Origin of the sequence: Streptacidiphilus cavernicola (assembly GCF_042510955.1) — a bacterium.
Classification (GTDB): Bacteria; Actinomycetota; Actinomycetes; order Streptomycetales; family Streptomycetaceae; genus Streptacidiphilus; species Streptacidiphilus cavernicola.
The window spans coordinates 52644-70427 of sequence record NZ_JBHFAB010000004.1; the positions used below are offsets into that span (position 1 = coordinate 52644).

Annotated in this window: 16 protein-coding genes and 1 riboswitch; of the genes, 10 read left to right on the forward strand and 6 right to left on the reverse strand. The window is 72.2% G+C overall.

Features of this window, described 5'->3' with window-relative positions; translation table 11 throughout:
* The first annotated feature begins 139 nt into the window (after positions 1 to 139).
* From ACEZDE_RS06530 to ACEZDE_RS06545, 4 genes are read left to right on the forward strand one after another with little or no spacing between them, the layout of a single operon-like run.
* Positions 140 to 331, forward strand: a complete 192-nt coding sequence (locus ACEZDE_RS06530; RefSeq protein WP_380533438.1) for a hypothetical protein — start codon at positions 140 to 142, stop codon at positions 329 to 331.
* Positions 315 to 833, forward strand: a complete 519-nt coding sequence (locus tag ACEZDE_RS06535) for a DUF6879 family protein (RefSeq protein ID WP_380533440.1) — start codon at positions 315 to 317, stop codon at positions 831 to 833. Before ACEZDE_RS06530 ends, ACEZDE_RS06535 begins: the two co-directional genes overlap by 17 nt.
* Positions 830 to 1672: a helix-turn-helix domain-containing protein gene (locus ACEZDE_RS06540; protein ID WP_380533442.1), complete on the forward strand. Its 843-nt coding sequence runs from the start codon at positions 830 to 832 to the stop codon at positions 1670 to 1672. The genes ACEZDE_RS06535 and ACEZDE_RS06540 overlap by 4 nt, the downstream gene beginning before the upstream one ends.
* 47 nt (positions 1673 to 1719) lie before the next feature.
* Entirely contained in the window at positions 1720 to 1905 is a 186-nt protein-coding gene (locus ACEZDE_RS06545; protein ID WP_380533443.1) for a hypothetical protein, read from the forward strand.
* A gap of 235 nt (positions 1906 to 2140) precedes the next feature.
* Here the strand turns inward: ACEZDE_RS06545 and ACEZDE_RS06550 are convergent, their stop codons facing one another.
* The 3 genes from ACEZDE_RS06550 to ACEZDE_RS06560 form a co-directional block, all read right to left on the reverse strand.
* Positions 2141 to 2542 (reverse strand): helix-turn-helix domain-containing protein, encoded by a 402-nt coding sequence (locus tag ACEZDE_RS06550; protein WP_380533445.1) that lies wholly within the window; start codon positions 2540 to 2542, stop codon positions 2141 to 2143.
* Positions 2543 to 2591: 49 nt separating this feature from the next.
* Positions 2592 to 3320, reverse strand: coding sequence for a 3'-5' exonuclease (locus ACEZDE_RS06555; RefSeq protein WP_380533446.1), 729 nt, complete (start codon positions 3318 to 3320; stop codon positions 2592 to 2594).
* Between the two features lie 82 nt (positions 3321 to 3402).
* Positions 3403 to 4638: an SAV2148 family HEPN domain-containing protein gene (locus ACEZDE_RS06560; protein ID WP_380533448.1), complete on the reverse strand. Its 1236-nt coding sequence runs from the start codon at positions 4636 to 4638 to the stop codon at positions 3403 to 3405.
* 383 nt (positions 4639 to 5021) lie between these two features.
* Between ACEZDE_RS06560 and glgX the strand changes: the two genes are divergently transcribed.
* From glgX to treZ, 3 genes are all read left to right on the forward strand, one after another.
* On the forward strand, positions 5022 to 7220 hold the full coding sequence (gene glgX, locus ACEZDE_RS06565; protein WP_380533969.1) for a glycogen debranching protein GlgX: 2199 nt from the start codon (positions 5022 to 5024) through the stop codon (positions 7218 to 7220).
* Positions 7221 to 7353: 133 nt separating this feature from the next.
* Positions 7354 to 9867, forward strand: a complete 2514-nt coding sequence (gene treY / locus ACEZDE_RS06570; protein ID WP_380533450.1) for a malto-oligosyltrehalose synthase — start codon at positions 7354 to 7356, stop codon at positions 9865 to 9867.
* A 1-nt stretch (position 9868) separates the two neighbouring features.
* Complete coding sequence (treZ, locus tag ACEZDE_RS06575) at positions 9869 to 11635, forward strand: malto-oligosyltrehalose trehalohydrolase (RefSeq protein WP_380533451.1); 1767 nt, start codon at positions 9869 to 9871, stop codon at positions 11633 to 11635.
* A 53-nt stretch (positions 11636 to 11688) separates the two neighbouring features.
* Here the strand turns inward: treZ and coaE are convergent, their stop codons facing one another.
* From coaE to ACEZDE_RS06590, 3 genes are all read right to left on the reverse strand, one after another.
* Positions 11689 to 12315, reverse strand: coding sequence for a dephospho-CoA kinase (coaE, locus tag ACEZDE_RS06580; RefSeq protein ID WP_380533453.1), 627 nt, complete (start codon positions 12313 to 12315; stop codon positions 11689 to 11691).
* Positions 12316 to 12497: 182 nt separating this feature from the next.
* Positions 12498 to 12728 carry a ferredoxin gene (locus ACEZDE_RS06585; protein WP_380533455.1) on the reverse strand — a complete coding sequence of 77 codons (231 nt, stop codon included), beginning with the start codon at positions 12726 to 12728 and terminating at the stop codon, positions 12498 to 12500.
* Positions 12728 to 14221, reverse strand: coding sequence for an aldehyde dehydrogenase (locus tag ACEZDE_RS06590; protein ID WP_380533457.1), 1494 nt, complete (start codon positions 14219 to 14221; stop codon positions 12728 to 12730). The genes ACEZDE_RS06585 and ACEZDE_RS06590 overlap by 1 nt, the downstream gene beginning before the upstream one ends.
* Before the next feature lie 160 nt (positions 14222 to 14381).
* On the opposite strand from ACEZDE_RS06590, the gene ACEZDE_RS06595 reads away from it, so the two are divergent.
* The 3 genes from ACEZDE_RS06595 to ACEZDE_RS06605 all read left to right on the forward strand — a co-directional run bounded on the left by ACEZDE_RS06595 (position 14382) and on the right by ACEZDE_RS06605 (position 17734).
* Positions 14382 to 15431 (forward strand): MBL fold metallo-hydrolase, encoded by a 1050-nt coding sequence (locus ACEZDE_RS06595; protein WP_380533458.1) that lies wholly within the window; start codon positions 14382 to 14384, stop codon positions 15429 to 15431.
* Positions 15432 to 15553: 122 nt separating this feature from the next.
* Positions 15554 to 15625: riboswitch (adenosylcobalamin-variant (AdoCbl-variant) riboswitch) on the forward strand.
* 58 nt (positions 15626 to 15683) lie between these two features.
* Positions 15684 to 16961, forward strand: coding sequence for a hypothetical protein (locus tag ACEZDE_RS06600; protein ID WP_380533460.1), 1278 nt, complete (start codon positions 15684 to 15686; stop codon positions 16959 to 16961).
* Positions 16958 to 17734, forward strand: coding sequence for an SCO2322 family protein (locus ACEZDE_RS06605; protein WP_380533461.1), 777 nt, complete (start codon positions 16958 to 16960; stop codon positions 17732 to 17734). Before ACEZDE_RS06600 ends, ACEZDE_RS06605 begins: the two co-directional genes overlap by 4 nt.
* Positions 17735 to 17784 lie beyond the last annotated feature (50 nt).

Consider the following 17784-nt stretch of genomic DNA (forward strand, 5'->3'; position numbering starts at 1 on the left):
AAGGGCCGCATGGGGGCCTCTGGCGCTTCCATACTGCTCCCCAACTGGTTTCCCGTTCCCGCAAGTCGGCCGTCTTGACCGTGGTAGCCGTCCGCCGGAAGCATCAGTCAGGACAGCGATTCCAGCTGAAGGGGGCACCGTGCAGGTCACCAAGTTGATCAGTACGTGCGATATCAAGGACTGCCCGACGCTGTACGCGACGGACCGGGACACGCTCCTTGTCCAGGGAGAGACGCCCACAGACCACGGGCTGACGATCCCAGGGCACGAAACCCTGGTCGAAATCCCCATGGACCTGATCCGAAAGGCCATCCGTGACAAGCTCATCTAGCTTTGCCGAACTGTTCGATGCTTTCGAGCACGAGGCGTTCCGGCTGGAAACGCTGGATGACTACAGTCAATCCGGGAATGTGGATGCCTACCGGGCCTTCTTGGCCGGTGAGGAGAAGCCGGATGGCTACAACTCCGCTTGGCTGAATGAGGTCAGCAGGCACACCGCAGCGGGAAAGCTGGTCCACCGCGTACATGTCCTCTCCCGTCCGCTGACGCCCTATCTGCGGTTTGAATTGGGATGGGGGTACCGAACGAACAGCGAGGCAGGAGAGCAATTCTTCATCCTGGACGTGACGGACACCCCCAATCCGATTGCAGGTGCTCCGGACTTCTGGCTCATGGACGGCCAGCATGCAGCCGTCATGGAATATGACGATGCCGGTAAGTTCCTCGGGGCCGACGTAGCAACCGATGAATCTGGGCGCTTCGCCTCCTACCGGGAAGCTGCATTGGCTCACGCCGAGCCGTTCGTCGACTGGTGGGCAAAGTACGGCGAGTGAATCGGGAACAGCTCGGGACAGCGCTGCGGGCCCTGCGAATGGCTTCCGAACGAGAAGCCCAAGCGGTGGCCCGTGGCGCTCTCATGTCTCCGTCCAAGCTATCCAAGATTGAGAACGGTCGGCTCCAGCCGAGTGTCACCGACATTGAGAGAATCCTCGTTGCCCTTGAAGTCTCGGAAGAAGTCAAGGCCGAGTACCTGGCCGCCGCCCGTGCGGCAGCCACCGAGACAACGGCATGGCGACTGCTCAAACGCTCCGGCGTTCACAAGGGCCAGCAGGCGGCCCAGGCCCTTGAAGCGCAGACATCCGTTCTCCGAGTGTTTCAACCAGCGCTGATCCCCGGGCTACTCCAGACACCCGAATACATTCGGGCCATCTTGAAGCGGCATGACTTGTCGGAAGATGCACTCACGCGGACTTTGAATGGAAGGCTAGAGCGGCAAGCCATCCTGCAAGATGCGAGCAAGAGCCTCAGATTCATCATCACTGAGCCAGTTCTCTGGTGGACGATCGTTCCTCCATCCGTAATGGTCGGCCAACTGGACAGGCTTGCGTCCCTTTCACGCCTCAGCCACATAGACATCAGGGTCGTGCCACTCAGGGGCCCGAAGACTGACATTGCCAACCATGCCTTTGTCATCAGAGACAGACGCCTTGTCACAATAGAGACAGTGCACGCCGAAGTAACGGCGACGGACCCGCAGGACATTGCCCAGTACATCGCCAAGTTTGAGTCATTTGCAGAGTCCGCCCTGTCGGGCAGTGACATGCGAAGGATGGTCGAAGGAGTCCGAGACGAGTTCTTGCGGCAACAGGAAACCGGCTGGGTTGGCCGGTAACATCCCCCTAACCTGGTGAGGGACGAACATCACCGGTAGGGGGTTGCATGTTCTGGAACCTGAAAGCGACGCAATACCACGAGACCAGTTGGGACAAGAACGCCCGACAGTGGCGTGTAGTCAACACGGTCTCCGGCGAATACGTCGCCGACAAGAACGGCCAGCCGGAAAGCTGGGACAGCTTCAGCGACGCCCACGACGTGGCCCGCCGCAAGAGCAGCGAGGAAGCATGAACGATACCGACGAATGCGCCGAATGCCTCCGACTGGCAGAGCAGGAGCAGGCGGCCTGGCTTACCGGTGACCGGTCCCGCCGGACAGATGTACGGGTCCTCTTCCATCGCCACATCACGGAGGTCCACGCAGCCGAAGAGGAGGGCATAGCGGCCCTGTCCCGCCCTTCACTGCGTCAGAGTACCTAGAACGCACGAACGGCCCCCGCGGGGGCCGTTCGGTGTGCTGCTGCGCCCTACTCCTCCAAGTGCCGGTACAGGGTGGCTCTGGACACCCCCAGGGCCTTAGCGATAGCGGAGACGCTTTCGCCCTTCGCCTTACGGGCGCGGGCCACCGTGAGGACATCCTCACTAACGACCGTGGGGCGTCCACCAGTTCGCCCCTGCGCCTTAGCGGCATCAAGGCCCGGACGGGTGCGCTCCACAATCACGTCTCGCTCAAGCTCAGCGAACGCAACCATCATGATGAAGAAGAACTTGCCTTCCCCAGAAGGAGAGTAGCTACCGGCCAGAGTGCCGGTAGGCGGCCGAGCCGGTGCGGTCCGGCCCGGCGGGCGAGCCGTGGCCGACGGACCGTCAGCTGACGGTCTGAACCGGACCGCCGCCCGAACCGTACGAAGGGCTGGCCCGCTCCTCACGGGGGGAGCGGGCCGGCCCGCGGTCGCGCCCGCGAGCGGTCAGCCCGGGTCAGCCCGCGGTCGCGTCCGCGGTGGTCCGCAGCGGCCAGCCGCCGTCCACCACGGCCTCCGGCTCCTTGCCGCGGCGCAGCCACTCCTGCAGGCCCCCGGCCCAGTCCGCGTACCAGCCGACCTGACGGCGGTGCAGCTCCGCCGGGTCGACGCCGCCGACCTCGGCCGAGAACTTCCGGCCCAGCGCCAGCCCCACCCGCAGCGCGGCCAGCGCGTCGCTGCCGGCCCGGTGCGCGTCGGCCAGCTCCACCCCGTAGACGGCGCAGGCGCTCTGCAGGGTGCGCGAGCCCTTGCGGTACTTGTCGACGGCGCGGTCCACCGTCAGCGGGTCGAGCACCGGGCCTATCGGGGCGCCGCCGAGCCGCTGGTCCAACGACGGCAGTCGGTACCGTCGCAGCTCGGCGCTGAGCAGGCTGAGGTCGAACGAGGCGTTGAAGACCACGACCTGGATCCCGGCCCGCCAGTACCCGCACAGGGCCTCCGCCACCTCGTCGGCGACCTCGGCGGCCGGGCGCCCCTCGGCCGCCGCCCGCTCGGTGCCGATGCCGTGGATCGCGGTGGCCTCGGCCGGGATCGGCACGCCGGGGTCGGCGAGCCAGTCCCGCTCCCGGACGACCTCGCCGCGCTTCGCCTCCACCAGCGCGGCGGTGACGATGCGGGACTCCGCGGTGTCGGTACCGGTGGTCTCCAGGTCGAATCCGACCAGGGTCTCGTGCAGCCAGCTCATGCGCGTGCCGTCCTCTCTTCCGCTTGCGGCACCATCATCCCGCGCGGCACTGACAACCCCGACGAGGGGTCAGCCCGACGGCTCAGGACACCGGCCGGGAGTCGCTCCAGACGCCCTCGAACTCGTCCTGGTAGACCTGGAACAGGCCCGGCTCCGGCGGTCGGCCGGACAGGATCGGCCCCGGCGTCCCGCCGCGCAGCACCATCGCCGGGGACTCGATCCCGCGGGCCCTGCGCAGATAGGACTGGATCACGCCGAGCCCGTCCGGGCCGTCCCCGTCGACCAGGTAGGCGGTGAACCGGGGCAGCTCGTCGTAGACCCGGATCTCGAACGAGCCGGCGTCCCGCAGCCGGGCCCGCACCCGGCGCACATGCATGATGTTGGTCTCCACGGCCTTGCCCAACTCGCCGCGGCTGAGCCCGAGTTCGCGCTCCCTCCGGCGCAGCGCGCTGCTCGCCGGGTTGAGGAAGAGCAGCCGGACCCGGCAGCCGGTGTCGGCCAGGCCGACCAGCCGCCGCCCGGTGAAGTTCTGGCAGAGCAGGTTGAGCGATATGCCGACCGCGTCCAGTCGGCGGGCCCCGGCCAGCAGGTCCTCCACCGGCAGGTCGCGCTGCAGCCGGACCCGGTCGGTGTGCACTCCGATCACGTCGGCGTAGCGGTCGCCGACCAGTTCCTCGACCACGTCCACCGGGGCCCGCAGCCGTCCGGCGTCCGCGCCGCCGTCGAGCAGCATCAGCAGCCGGGCGGCGGCGCGCTCGGCCTGGGCCAGCACGTTCTCGGACAGGGCCCGGTTGCGGGAGACCACGTGCCGGGCCACCTCCAGCTCGTCCAGGGCGACCTCCACCTCCCGACGGTCGCTCAGGTACGGCTCGAAGCACGGCCAGTGCTGGACCATTAGCTCGCGCAGCTGCGGCAGGGTGAGGAAGACCACCAGCGCGTCGTCGTCCGGGTCGAGCAGGTAGCCCTTGCGCCGGCTGACCTCGCGCACCGCGCCGGCCCGCTGGACCCACTCCTCGCCGGCCGGTCCGGCGGCGGCGATCACCCAGTCCTCGCCGTGCACCGGCTCGTAGACCGGGCGCAGCACCTCGGCGACCACCGAGCGCAGCCGCTGCTCGACCAGGTTGAGCCAGACGTAGGCGCGGCCGGCCCGGCGGACCCGGAGCCTGGCCTCGTCCCAGGCGGCGGCGGGCCAGGCCAGTGAGGGCGTCGGCGGCGTCGGCGGGTGCTGCGCCCCGCGTCCTGACCCGGTGCGGACGACCGTGGTCGGGGCCTCGCCCCGCACCGTGCCCCCTGCGGCACCCCCGTCGGGGACGACCATCCCGGACCTCACCGTTCCTCTCGTCACGTCCCTTGCGTTGCGGGACAACGTACCGCGCCGGAGCCCCCCGGGTAGGCCGTCCGGGTGACTCCGAACGATCAAGAGTACATTTGCCACCGCCCTTACCCGGAACCGGAGTCGGGCTGGAGTCGAGCCGGGGCCGACCCGGTCGCCCGGCGCGTTCGGGCGGTGCCGGTACGTCACCCAGGCCCCATGGGACACCCGTTCGGGCGAAGTAGTGCCGAAACCCCCATGAGCGGCGCACGGCTGAGACACCATGCCAGAGGACATGACGGGCTCTTTCCCTGGGCATAGGGCACGTGACAGTTGCCGGTCCCTCCGCACGGGGGCCGGCGCGGCGCTATCGGGAGTTGTTGACGACGATGCAGGTCTGGCCGGGACAGCCCTATCCCCTGGGTGCCACCTACGACGGCGCGGGAACCAACTTCGCCGTGTTCTCCGAGGTCGCGGAGCGGGTGGAGCTGTGCCTCCTCGGCGACGACGGCTCGGAGACCTCGGTGGAGCTGAGGGAGACCGACGCCTTCGTCCGGCACGCCTACCTGCCGGGCGTGCAGCCCGGCCAGCGCTACGGCTTCCGGGTGCACGGCCCCTTCAAACCGGAGCAGGGCGACCGCTGCAACGGCTCCAAGCTGCTGCTCGACCCCTACGCCAAGGCGATGAGCGGCAGCATCGACTGGGACGAGTCGGTCTACGGCTACCACTTCGGCTCGCCGGAGCAGCGCAACGACCTGGACTCCGCCCCGCACACGATGACCTCGGTGGTGGTCAACCCCTTCTTCGACTGGGGCAACGACCGGCCGCCGCGCACCGACTACCACCGCACGGTGATCTACGAGGCCCATGTGAAGGGCCTGACCAAGCTGCACCCCGGCATCCCGGACGAGATCCGCGGCACCTACGCCGGGATCGCGCACCCGGCGGTGATCGAGCACCTGGTCAAGCTGGGCGTGACCGCGATCGAGCTGATGCCGGTCCACCAGTTCGTGCACGACCACCGGTTGGTGGACCTGAACCTGTCCAACTACTGGGGCTACAACACCATCGGCTTCTTCGCCCCGCAGGGCGCGTACTCCTCGCTCGGGGACCGCGGCCAGCAGGTGCAGGAGTTCAAGTCGATGGTGAAGGCGCTGCACGCGGCCGGCATCGAGGTGATCCTCGACGTGGTCTACAACCACACCGCCGAGGGCAACCACCTCGGCCCCACACTGGCCTTCCGCGGCCTGGACAACGCCGCGTACTACCGGCTCGCCGACGACCGCCGCTACTACGAGGACACCACCGGCACCGGCAACAGCCTGCTGATGCGGCATCCGCACGTGCTCCAGCTGATCATGGACTCGCTGCGCTACTGGGTCACCGAGATGCACGTCGACGGCTTCCGGTTCGACCTGGCGGCGACCCTGGCCCGGCAGTTCCACGAGGTGGACCGGCTGTCCTCGTTCTTCGACCTGGTCCAGCAGGACCCGGTGGTCTCCCAGGCCAAGCTGATCGCCGAGCCGTGGGACATCGGCGAGGGCGGCTACCAGGTCGGCAACTTCCCGCCGCTGTGGACCGAGTGGAACGGCCAGTACCGGGACACCGTCCGCGACCTGTGGCGCGGTGAGAACGCGGCGCTGGCCGAGTTCGCCTCCCGGCTGACCGGCTCCTCCGACCTCTACCAGGACGACGGCCGCCGCCCGATCGCCTCGATCAACTTCGTCACCTGCCACGACGGCTTCACCCTGCGCGACCTGGTCTCGTACAACAACAAGCACAACGACGCCAACCACGAGAACAACCGGGACGGCGAGAGCCACAACCGCTCCTGGAACTGCGGCGCCGAGGGCGACACCGCCGACCCCGAGGTGCTGGCGCTGAGAAACCGTCAGCAGCGCAACTTCATCGCCACCCTGATGCTGTCCCAGGGCGTGCCGATGCTGTCGCACGGCGACGAGTTCAGCCGCACCCAGGGCGGCAACAACAACGCCTACTGCCAGGACAGCGAGATCTCCTGGGTGAAGTGGCCGGACGCGGCGATCGGCCCGGTCCGGATGCCGACCGAGCCGCTGGGCTCCGGCAACGAGGACCCGGAGGCGGTCGAGGCCCCGAGCACCGAGGACCAGGCCGCGCAGCTGCTGGACTTCACCCGGCACATGGTCTGGCTGCGCCGGGACCACCCGGTGTTCCGGCGCCGCCGGTTCTTCCACGGCCGCCCGGTCTCCGGCACCCACGACGACCTCACCGACATCGCCTGGTTCACCCCGGCCGGGGAGGAGATGACCGACACCGACTGGAGCGCCTCCTACGCCAAGTCGCTCAGCGTCTTCCTCAACGGCTACGCCATCTCCGAGCCGGACCGGCGCGGCGGCAGGATCACCGACGACTCCTTCCTGCTGCTGTTCAACGCCGGGGACTCCGGCCTGGACTTCACCGTCCCGGCCAACCACGGCCGGGAGTGGCAGGTCGTGGTCGACACCGCGCTGCCCTGGACCATCGCCCCGGGCACCGGCGCCAAGATCAGGGCCGGGGACAGCCTGCACCTGACCGACCGCTCGATGATGGTGCTGCAGCGACCGGCCTGAGCCGGGGCAGCCGGATCAGCCGGGCGGCCGACGCGGCGGGCGGCGCGGCAGCGGGCGGCGCGGGCGGCGGCCGTTTCACTCCGGTGGCCCGCAGGGGTCGTGGACGGCGTCCCGGCGGGGTAGGCGTAAGGCCATGACCACCGTACGCGCGAGCGCACCGACGGCCACCTACCGCCTCCAGCTCCAGCCGGGCTTCGGTTTCGCCGAAGCCCGGCTCGCTGTGCCCTACCTGGCCCGGCTGGGCGTGTCCCATCTGCACCTCTCCCCGGTACTGGAGGCCGTCCCCGGCTCCAGACACGGCTACGACGTGGTGGACCACGGCCGGGTCAGCGAGCAGCTGGGCGGCGAGGAGGGCCCGTCCGGGCTGCGCGCGCTGGCCGACCAGGCGCACGCGCACGGGCTCGGCATCGTCGTGGACACCGTCCCCAACCACATGGCCGCCCCGGTCCCGGCCTCGCTGAACGAGGCCTGGTTCGCGCTGCTCCGGGAGGGCCCGTCCTCCCCGTACGCGGACTGGTTCGACGTGGACTGGGCCGCGCAGGGCGGCCGGGTGCTGCTGCCGGTACTCGGCGAGCGGATAGCCGACGAGCTGCCCGAGCTGAAGCGGGACGTACTGGACGGCGTCCCGGTGCTGCGGCACCACGACCAGGTGTTCCCGCTGCGGGCCGGAACCGAGCGGCTGCCGCTGCCCGAGCTGCTCGACCACCAGTTCTACCGGCTGGCCTGGTGGCCGCTGGCCCGGACCGAGCTGAACTACCGGCGCTTCTTCACCGTCTCCGACCTGGTCGGGGTACGGGTCGAGCACCCCGAGGTGTTCCGGCGCACCCACGCCACGCTGCTCCGGCTGCACGCCGAGGGCGTGGTCGACGGCTTCCGGATCGACCACCCGGACGGCCTGGCCGACCCGCGCGGCTACCTGCGCACCCTGGCCGAGGCCACCGGCGGCGCCTACACCGTGGTGGAGAAGATCCTCACCGGCGACGAGGAGCTGCCCGCCGACTGGGACTGCGCCGGGACCACCGGCTACGACGCGCTGCGCCGGATCGACGGCGTGCTCACCGACAGCGCGGGCGCGGCGGCCCTGGCCGAGGTCTACACCGGCTACCTCGGCTCCGGCTACCTGGGCGCCGCCGCCGACAGCGCCACCGCGGCGGCCCGGCGCGGACGCACCGAGATGACCGCCCCGCTGGGCGAGCTGGCCGCCGAGGTGAACCGGCTGGCCCGGCTGGCCGAGCGGATCTGCGCCGAGACCCCGCTGGACGAGGCCCCCGAGCTGCGCGACCACGCGCCCTGGGCACTGCGCCAGGTCCTCGCCGACACCCTGGCCGCCTACCCGGTCTACCGCCCGTACCCGGTCCCCGGTGAGCCGGACGACCCGGCCGACCTGGAACGGCTCACCGCCGCCACCGCCGCCGCCAGGGCCCGGCTGGACGCCCACCACGCCGCCACCGCCGACCTGGTCCGCGACCTCGCCCTGGGCCGGCACGGCCGCGGCCCGGCCAAGGACGAGTTCCGGACCCGGCTGGCCCAGACCGCCTCCGCGGTCGCCGCCAAGGGCGTCGAGGACACCGCCTTCTACCGCCGCTACCCGCTGCTGTCGCTCAACGAGGTCGGCGGCGACCCGGCCCGGCCGGGGCTGCCGCCGGAGGAGTTCCACGCCTACTGCGTCCGGCTGCAGCGGGACCGCCCGGCCGCGATGACCGTGCTGTCCACCCATGACACCAAGCGCAGCGCCGACGCCAGGGCCCGGCTCGCGGTCCTGGCCGAGCTGCCCGAGGAGTGGCGCGCGGAGATCGCCCGCTGGACCGGGCTGTGCCCGGAGCCGGTGTCCGACCCCAACGCCGCCTACCTGCTCTGGCAGACCGCGGTGGCGGCCTGGCCGATCGACGCCGACCGGCTGGCCGCCACCGCGCTGAAGTCGGTCCGCGAGGCCAAGCTGCGCACCACCTGGACCGAGCCCGACCCCGGGTACGAGCACGCGGTCGAACAGCTGGCCAGGGCGATACCGGAGACCCCGGCGCTGGCCGCCGCCGTCGCCGCCTTCGTCGAACGGACCGCCCGGCACGCCCGGGTCAACACCCTCTCCGCCGCACTGCTGCACCTCACCATGCCCGGCGTCCCCGACCTCTACCAGGGCAGCGAGGAGCCGCTGTACACCCTGGTCGACCCGGACAACCGGCACCCGGTCGACCTGGCCGCGCTCGCCGCCCGGCTCGACCCGGCGGACCCGGCCGATCCGGCCGCCCCGGGGGCGACCGCAGACGACGACCCGCTGCGGGGCGAGAAGCTGCACCTCACCGCGACCGCGCTGCGGCTGCGCCGGGCCCGTCCCGAGGTCTTCGCCGGGCGGCACACCCCGCTGCCGACCCGGGACGAGCACCTGCTCGGCTACCTGCGCGGCGACGGCGGCGAGGTGCTGGCCCTCGCCACCCGGCTGCCGCACCGGCTGGAGCGGCGCGGCGGCTGGACCGGACAGACCCTCACCCTGCCGCCGGGACGCTGGACCGAGACCCTGTCCGGCCGGGAGGATCTGCACGGGGACGTCCGCGTCGCCGACCTGCTCGACCGCCTGCCCGTCGCCCTGCTCGCCCGCGACACCGACGCCGACACCCGCACCGACACCCACGCCGACACCCCGGAGCTCTGACGTGCACCGCTTCACCCTGTGGGCGCCCGCAGCCGAGCACAGCGTCACCCTGGTCCTGGACGGCGGCGAGCACCCGCTGCACCGCGACCCGGACCGTCCCGGCTGGTGGCGGGCCGACGACGGCGCCGCCGTACCGGCCGACCCGGTCCGCAGCCGCTACGGCTACCGGCTGGACGACGACCCGCTGCTGCTGCCCGACCCACGCTCGGCCCGCCAGCCGGAAGGACCGGACGGCCCGTCCCAACTGGTCGACCACGCCGCGTTCCGCTGGTCCGACACCCCCTGGCACGGCCGCGCGCTGCCCGGCAGCGTCCTCTACGAGCTGCACGTCGGCACCTTCACCCCCGAGGGCACCTTCGACGCCGCCGCGGCCCGGCTGGACCACCTGGTCGAGCTGGGCGTGGACCTGGTCGAGCTGATGCCGGTCTCCCCCTTCCCCGGCGCCCACGGCTGGGGCTACGACGGCGTCTCGCTGTGGGCGGTGCACGAGCCCTACGGCGGCCCCGAGGGCCTCAAGCGGTTCGTCGACGCCGCGCACCGCCGGGGCCTCGGGGTGGTGCTGGACGTGGTGCACAACCACCTCGGCCCGTCCGGCAACTACCTGCCCCGGTTCGGCCCCTACTTCACCGACCGGCACCAGACCCCCTGGGGCTCGGCGGTGAACCTGGACGCGCCCGGCTCGGACGAGGTCCGCGCCTACCTGGTCGAGAGCGCCCTGGCCTGGCTCCGCGACTACCGGATCGACGGCCTGCGGCTGGACGCGGTGCACGCCCTGATCGACACCCGGGCGCTGCACTTCCTGGAGCAGCTCTCCGCCGCGGTGGACGCGCTGGCCGCGGCGACCGGGCGCCCGCTGTTCCTGATCGGCGAGTCCGACCTCAACGACCCGCGGCTGATCACCCCGCGCGAGGCCGGGGGGCTCGGCCTGGCCGCGCAGTGGAGCGACGACCTCCACCACACCCTGCACGCCGCGCTCACCGGCGAGAGCGGCGGCTACTACGCCGACTTCGCCGCCCGGCCGCTGGCCGGTCTGGCCCGTACGCTCACCCGGGGCTGGTTCCACGACGGGACCTGGTCCTCGTTCCGGGGCCGCACCCACGGCCGTCCGTTCGACCGGTTGCGCACCCCGGCGCACCGGCTGCTCGGCTACCTGCAGACGCACGACCAGATCGGCAACCGGGCGCTCGGCGACCGGCTCTCGGCCACGGTCGAGCCGGGGCTGCTGGCCGCGGGCGCGGCACTGGTGCTGACCGGGCCGTTCACGCCGATGCTGTTCATGGGCGAGGAGTGGGGCGCCCGCACTCCCTGGCAGTACTTCACCGACCACCAGGACCCGGACCTGGCCGAGGCGGTGCGCAACGGCCGCCGCCGAGAGTTCGCCGGGCACGGCTGGACTCCCGAGCAGGTGCCCGACCCGCAGGCGGCGGCCACCTTCCTCGGCTCCAAGCTGGACTGGTCCGAGCCCGACCGCAAGCCCCATGCCGAGCTGCTCGGCTGGTACCGCACCCTGCTGGCGCTGCGGCGGGCGCACCCGGAGTTCACCGACGCCGAGCTGTCCGCGGTGCGGGTCGACTTCGACGAGGACGCACGCTGGCTGGTGCTGCACCGCGGGCCGTTCCGCACCGCGGTCAACCTCGGCGCGGAGCAGCGGACCGTCCCGCTGGGCGCGCCGTTCGCCGACGCGCTGGCCGGCTACGGCCGGTACCGGGCCGAGGGCAGCGAACTGGTCCTCGGCCCGCACACCGCGGCGGTGGTCCGCACCGGCTGACGCGACGGAGCGGAACCAGGGGCCCGGACGAGGGGCCGATCGCTGACCATGCGTCAGGCCGGCCGCACCGTCGGGCCGGACGGGCCGCCCGCGCGGCGGCGGAGTTCGGACCAGAGGGTGTCGACCTGGGGGGCGAGCCGCTCCAGCGGACCGTCGTTGTCGATCACCAGGTCGGCGATGGCGAGCCGCTCCTCGCGGGAGGACTGGGCCGCCATCCTGGCGCGGGCCTCCCCCTCGGCCATCCCGCGCAGCTCCACCAGCCGGCGCAGCCGGGTGTCGTCGGCGGCGTCGACCACGACCACCAGGTCGTAGCGGAACGACAGCTTGTTCTCGGTGAGCAGCGGGACGTCGTGGACCACCACGTCGCCCGGCCCGGCCTGCCCGGCCAGCTCGGCCGAACGCAGCCCCACCAGCGGGTGCACGATCGCGTTCAGCGCCGCGAGGCGCGCCGGGTCGGCGAAGACCACCGAGCCGAGCTTCGGCCGGTCCAGCGAGCCGTCCGGCAGCAGCACGTCCGTGCCGAACTCGGCGACGACCGCGGCGAGGCCGTCCGTTCCGGGGGCGACCACCTCGCGCGCGATCAGGTCCGCGTCCACGACCACCGCGCCCAGGGCGCCGAGGCGTCGCGACACCTCGCTCTTGCCCGCGCCGATCCCACCCGTAAGCCCCACTGTCAGCATGACCGCAGCCTAACGACTACCCCAGGGGCGCGGGGAACTGCGCTGCCAACCATGCACCTCCGTGACCGGCCGGCCACGCAGTTCCCCGCGCCCCTGGGGGCTGCAACCGACCCACCGTGGGCAAGTTGCACCCACCCAGGGGCGCGGGGAACTGCGCGACCAGCCACCCCCAAGCCGCACCCTCAGTCCGGCGGAAACACCGGCTCCCCCCGCCCCGCGAGCCGCAGCGCTATCGCCTCGACCGGACAGCTCTCCGCCGCCGCGAGCAGCGCCTCGGACGCGTCCGCCACGTCCTCGACCGGGTGCGACTGCCGAGCCCCGTCCAGCCGGAAGCCGCCAGGCGCCGACGCGGCGCACAGCCCGGAGCCGATGCACACCGACCGGTCCACCTCCACCTCCCAACGGTCGCCCATCAGGCCTCCTGCCCGGCCTCGGCAGACGCCGCCGGGGTGTAGCCCGCAGGCAGGTGGACGGTCTTGGACTCCAGGTACGACGCCAGCCCCTCCGGGCCGAACTCGCGGCCGATCCCGGACTGCTTGTAGCCGCCGAACGGCCCCTTGAAGTCCAGGCTGAAGGTGTTCACCGAGTACGTCCCGGTCCGCACCTGCCGGGCCACGTCGATGCCGTGCTCCACGTCCCCGCACCAGACGCTGCCGGACAGGCCGTAGTCGGAGTCGTTGGCGATCCGCAGCGCGTCGGCCTCGTCCTCGTAGGGGATCAGGCAGACCACCGGGCCGAAGATCTCCTCACGGGCCACCCGCATCCGGTTGTCCACCCCGCCGAGCAGCGTCGGCTCGACGTACCAGCCGCGCTCCTGGGCCGCCGGGACGCCGCCGCCGATCAGGACCTTGGCGCCCTCCTCCTGGCCGACCCTGATGTAGTCCAGGTTCCGCTGCTGCTGACGGCGGGTCACCAGCGGGCCGACCTGGGTCGCCTCGGCCAGCGGGTCGCCGACGGCCAGCGCGCCGACCGCCGCGACCAGCCGGTCCGCGATCTCGTCGTAGCCGGACCGCGGGGCCAGGATCCGGGTCTGCGCCACACAGGCCTGGCCGTTGTTCATGTAGGCGGAGGACATCAGGTTGGCGACGGCCTCGTCCAGGTCGGCGTCCGGCAGCAGGATCGCGGCGGACTTGCCGCCCAGCTCCAGGGTGACCCGGGTGAGGTTGCGCGAGGCCACCTCCATGATCCGCTTCCCGGCCGGGACCGAGCCGGTGAAGGAGACCTTGTCCACGCCCGGGTGGCCGACCAGGTACTCGCTGACCTCGCGGTCGGCCGGCAGGATGCTGAGCACGCCCTCCGGCAGCCCGGCCTCGCGGACGATCTCGGCCAGCAGGTAGGAGTCGAGCGGGGTCTCCGGCGACGGCTTGAGGATCACCGAGCAGCCCGCGATCAGCGCCGGGGCCAGCTTCGCCGCCGCGACGAACTGCGGCACGTTCCACGGCACCACCGCGGCGACCACTCCGACCGGCTCGCGGCGGACCAGGATCGGGCCGAGCGCCCCGGCCCGGTGCTCCTCGAAGGCGAACTCGCGGGCGGTGGCGATGGCCGAGTCCCAGATCATCATCGGGCCGTAGGCCTGGGCCAGGATGCTCCAGGAGTACGGGGAGCCGTTCTCCGAGCTGATCACCCGGGCGATCTCGTCGGCGCGGGCGGCGATGCCGTCCCTGATCCGCTCGGCCACCGCGAGCCGCTGCTCCAGCGGCAGCCGCGGCCAGGCGCCGCGGCCCTGGTCGAACGCCTTCCCGGCGACGGCGACCGCACGGTCGACGTCGGCCCGGGAGGCGTGCGGGACCCGGCCGATGACCTCCTCGGTGTGCGGGGAGACCACCTCGATCACGTCCTGCCCGGCCGGTGCGACCAGTTCCCCGCCGATGACCAGCTCGCCGTACTCCGCTACCTCGGACATGAGCAGTCCCCTCAACATCTGACGAACCGTCACTTGGCGGTTAGTAGAACTGATATCAGTTCTACTTATTGAGGGCAACGGTCGTGCAGTAGGCTGCCCGACTAGTTGTACCCGACAAGTAACACGTTCTAGATTCTGTGCGCTCGGAGAGGACGGCAGCATGCCCGCCCACGAGACCCCGGCGAGGGTCCCCACCCCGGCACCCGCCACCCAGGACCTCGGCGGAGGAGTCTGGAGCATCACCGTCCCGATCCCGGACAACCCGCTCCGCTACACCCTGGTCTACCTGCTGGAGAGCGACCGCGGCCCGGTCCTGGTCGACACCGGCTGGGACGACCCCAGTGGCCGCACCGCCCTGGCCGAGGGCCTCGCCGCGGCCGGACACACGCTCGGCGACCTGCACGGCGTCGTCGTCACCCACCACCACCCGGACCACCACGGCCTGTCCGGCTACGTCCAGGAGCAGTCCGGCGCCTGGATCGCGATGCACGGCGCCGAGGCCGCCGTGGTCCGCGCGCTGAACGACACCCGGCGGTCCCGCTGGCGCGGACGGATGGTCGAGCTGATGGCGGAGTCCGGCGTCCCCGAGGAGCACCTGACCGCGGTCCGCAGCTTCGGCAGCGCCGCCGCCCCACTGGCCACCACCCTCCCGGACCGCGAGCTGGTGCACGGCGAGTCGGCCGGGGTGCCGGGACGCGACCTGCGGGTGCTGTGGACCCCCGGGCACACCCCCGGCCACGTCTGCCTCTACCTGGACGAGCCGGGACGGCCGACCCGGCTGCTCTCCGGCGACCACCTGCTGCCCACGATCAGCCCGGTGGTCAGCCTCTACCCGGAGAACCCGGGCGACGAGCCGGCCGACCCGCTCGGCGACTTCCTCGACTCGCTGGAGCGGATCGCCCTGCTGGCGCCGCAGGAGGTGCTGCCCGCGCACCAGTACCGCTTCGCCGACGCGGCCGGACGGGTCGGCGAACTGCTGGAGCACCACGCGCTGCGGCTGGCCGAGCTGCACGTCCAGCTGCGCGGGGGCCCGCTGACGCTGTGGCAGTGCGCGATGGGCATGCACTGGAACCGGCCCTGGGAGGAACTCGGCTTCATCGCCCGCCACCTGGCCCTGTCCGAGGCCGCCGCGCACGTGCGGCGGCTGGTGAAGACCGGCCTCGCGGAGGAGCTGCCCGGCTCGGGGCCGACCCTCTACCAGGCGGTCTGACCGCGACATGCCGAACCGGTGAGCCGGGTCCACCGGAGCGGAGAGAAGCCGTCCCGATACAGTGACCGGGCAACCTGATCCATGTCCATGATCCGTTCCCATGACCTGTTTCCATGATCCGTTTCCTGGTGGGGAAAGCCGGTGCGATTCCGGCGCTGACCCGCAACCGTTCAGCCGGAGCACCCGCACAGGAATCGAGCGGCCCGTCGAGGTCTACGGTCGCCACCCGCTCTCCGAAAGGCACCACCACTCATGCTCACCGCCGCCCGTCTGGGCGCCGTCGCGCTGACCGCCGCCGCCGTGCTCGCCGGCTCGGCCGCGCCCGTACTCGTCGCCGCAGGCAGCGCCGCCGCGGCCACCGCCAGTCCGAGCCCGGTCCCCGTTCCCGCGGCCCTCTACGGCAAGGGCGACCCGACCTACGACGGCGTGTGGCGGCAGGGCCTCAGCCTGCTCGCGCTGCACACCCAGGGGGTCACCCCGGCCCCCGCCGCGGTCGACTGGCTGACCGGCCAGCAGTGCGCGGACGGCGGCTGGCCCTCCTACAACGCGGACCCGACCAAGGCCTGCGCGGCGGCGAGCGAGGACACCAACGCGACCGCCTCCGCGGTGCAGGCCCTGGTCGCCCTCGGCGGCCACGACGACGCCGTCAGCAAGGCCGTGGCCTGGTACCGGACCGTGCAGAACAAGGACGGCGGCTGGTCCTACAACCCCGGCACGCCGAGCGACGGCAACTCGACCGGACTGGTCGTCAGCGCGCTGCTCGCGGCGAAGACCGACCCGGCGACGGTGACCAAGGACGGCAAGAGCGGCCTCGACGGCCTGCACGGCTTCCAGCTCGGCTGCACGGCGGCCAAGGCGGACCAGGGCGCGTTCGCCTACCAGCCGGACAAGACCGGCAAGCTGGTCGCCAACGACTCGGCCAGCTCACAGGCCGCGCTGGCGGCGGGCGGCGGCTTCCTGCCGGTGGCCGCGGCGACGTCGTCGGCCTCCGCCTCGGCGGCGGGCACCGCGGCGGGCACGGCGAGCTGCTCGGACCCGGAGGCGTCCGCGTCGCAGTACCTGGAGCAGCGGCTCAGCAGCGGCGGCGAGCACCTGACCAGCCAGCTCGCGGGCGCGGCGCCGTCCCCCGACTACGCCAGCACGGCCTGGGCCGCACTGGCGCTGGCCAACAGCGGCCGGACAGCGGACGCCGTGCAGGCCGTCGACTGGCTGCGGACCAACGGCGAGCCGTGGGTCCAGGGCAACGGCACCACCGCCCCGGCGGCGCTGGCCCTGCTGATCCTGGACGCCAGGGCCACCGGCCTCGACCCGCAGCACTTCGGCACCTCCAACCTGGTCACCCAGCTGGAGGCGACCGGCCCGGCCCCGGCCGCCACCCCCGCACCGTCCGCGAGCGCGTCATCGTCCGACGCGTCGAACAGCAGCACGTTCTCGCCGTGGTGGCTGATCCTGGTCGGCCTGGCGGCGGGCGCGGGCATCGGGATCTACATCAGCTACAGCCGCAAGCACCGCACCAACCGGCGCGCATGAATCCGGCGCGGGCGGCGGCGGCGGGGACGGCAGGGACGGCGGCAGGGCCGGGCGCGCCGGCAGGGCCGGGCGCGGCTCGGGGGGCCGGTCGCAGGGCGGTCGCGGCGGTGGCGGGCGTGCTGGCGATGATGCTGGCGTCGGCGGGGCTGCTGCTGGCGTCGGCCTCCTCTGCCTCGGCTGCCAGTTACCGCTACTGGTCGTTCTGGGAGGGGACCGGCACCAGCTGGTCCTACCAGCAGGCGGGGCCCAACACCTTCCGCCCGGCGGACGGCTCGGTCGACGGCTGGCGCTTCGGCGTCAGCGCGGACAGCGCCAACGGCGCGAAGCCCCGCAGCACGCCGGACTTCGCCGCCGCCTGTGCCAAGACCCCGGCGGTCAGCGGGAGGAAGCGGGTTGCGGTCGTCATCGACTACGGGACGTCGGCCGACGCCCCGTCAGGCTCCACGCCACCGGCCCTGGTCACCGAATGCGCCGTACTCGCGCCGGACGACACCTCGGCGCAGTTGCTGGCACGGCTGTCCCCGCCGCTGCGCTACGACAGCAACGGGATCCTCTGCGCCATCTCCGGCTATCCCCGAACCGGCTGCGGCGACATCGTCAGCGCCTCCTCTCCCACTCCCTCCGCCAGCGATTCCGCCACTGCTTCCGGCTCGGGCTCGGGCTCGGGCTCCGGCTCGTCCGCGCGGACGGTGGGCTGGGTCGTCGGTGCGGCCCTGGTGCTGGCCCTCGGCGGTGCCGCCTACTGGCAGAACCGACGCCGACGCCACCGCTGAGCCCACCGACGCCCGTCCCCATCCACACCGCCGCCACCTCCCACACCTCC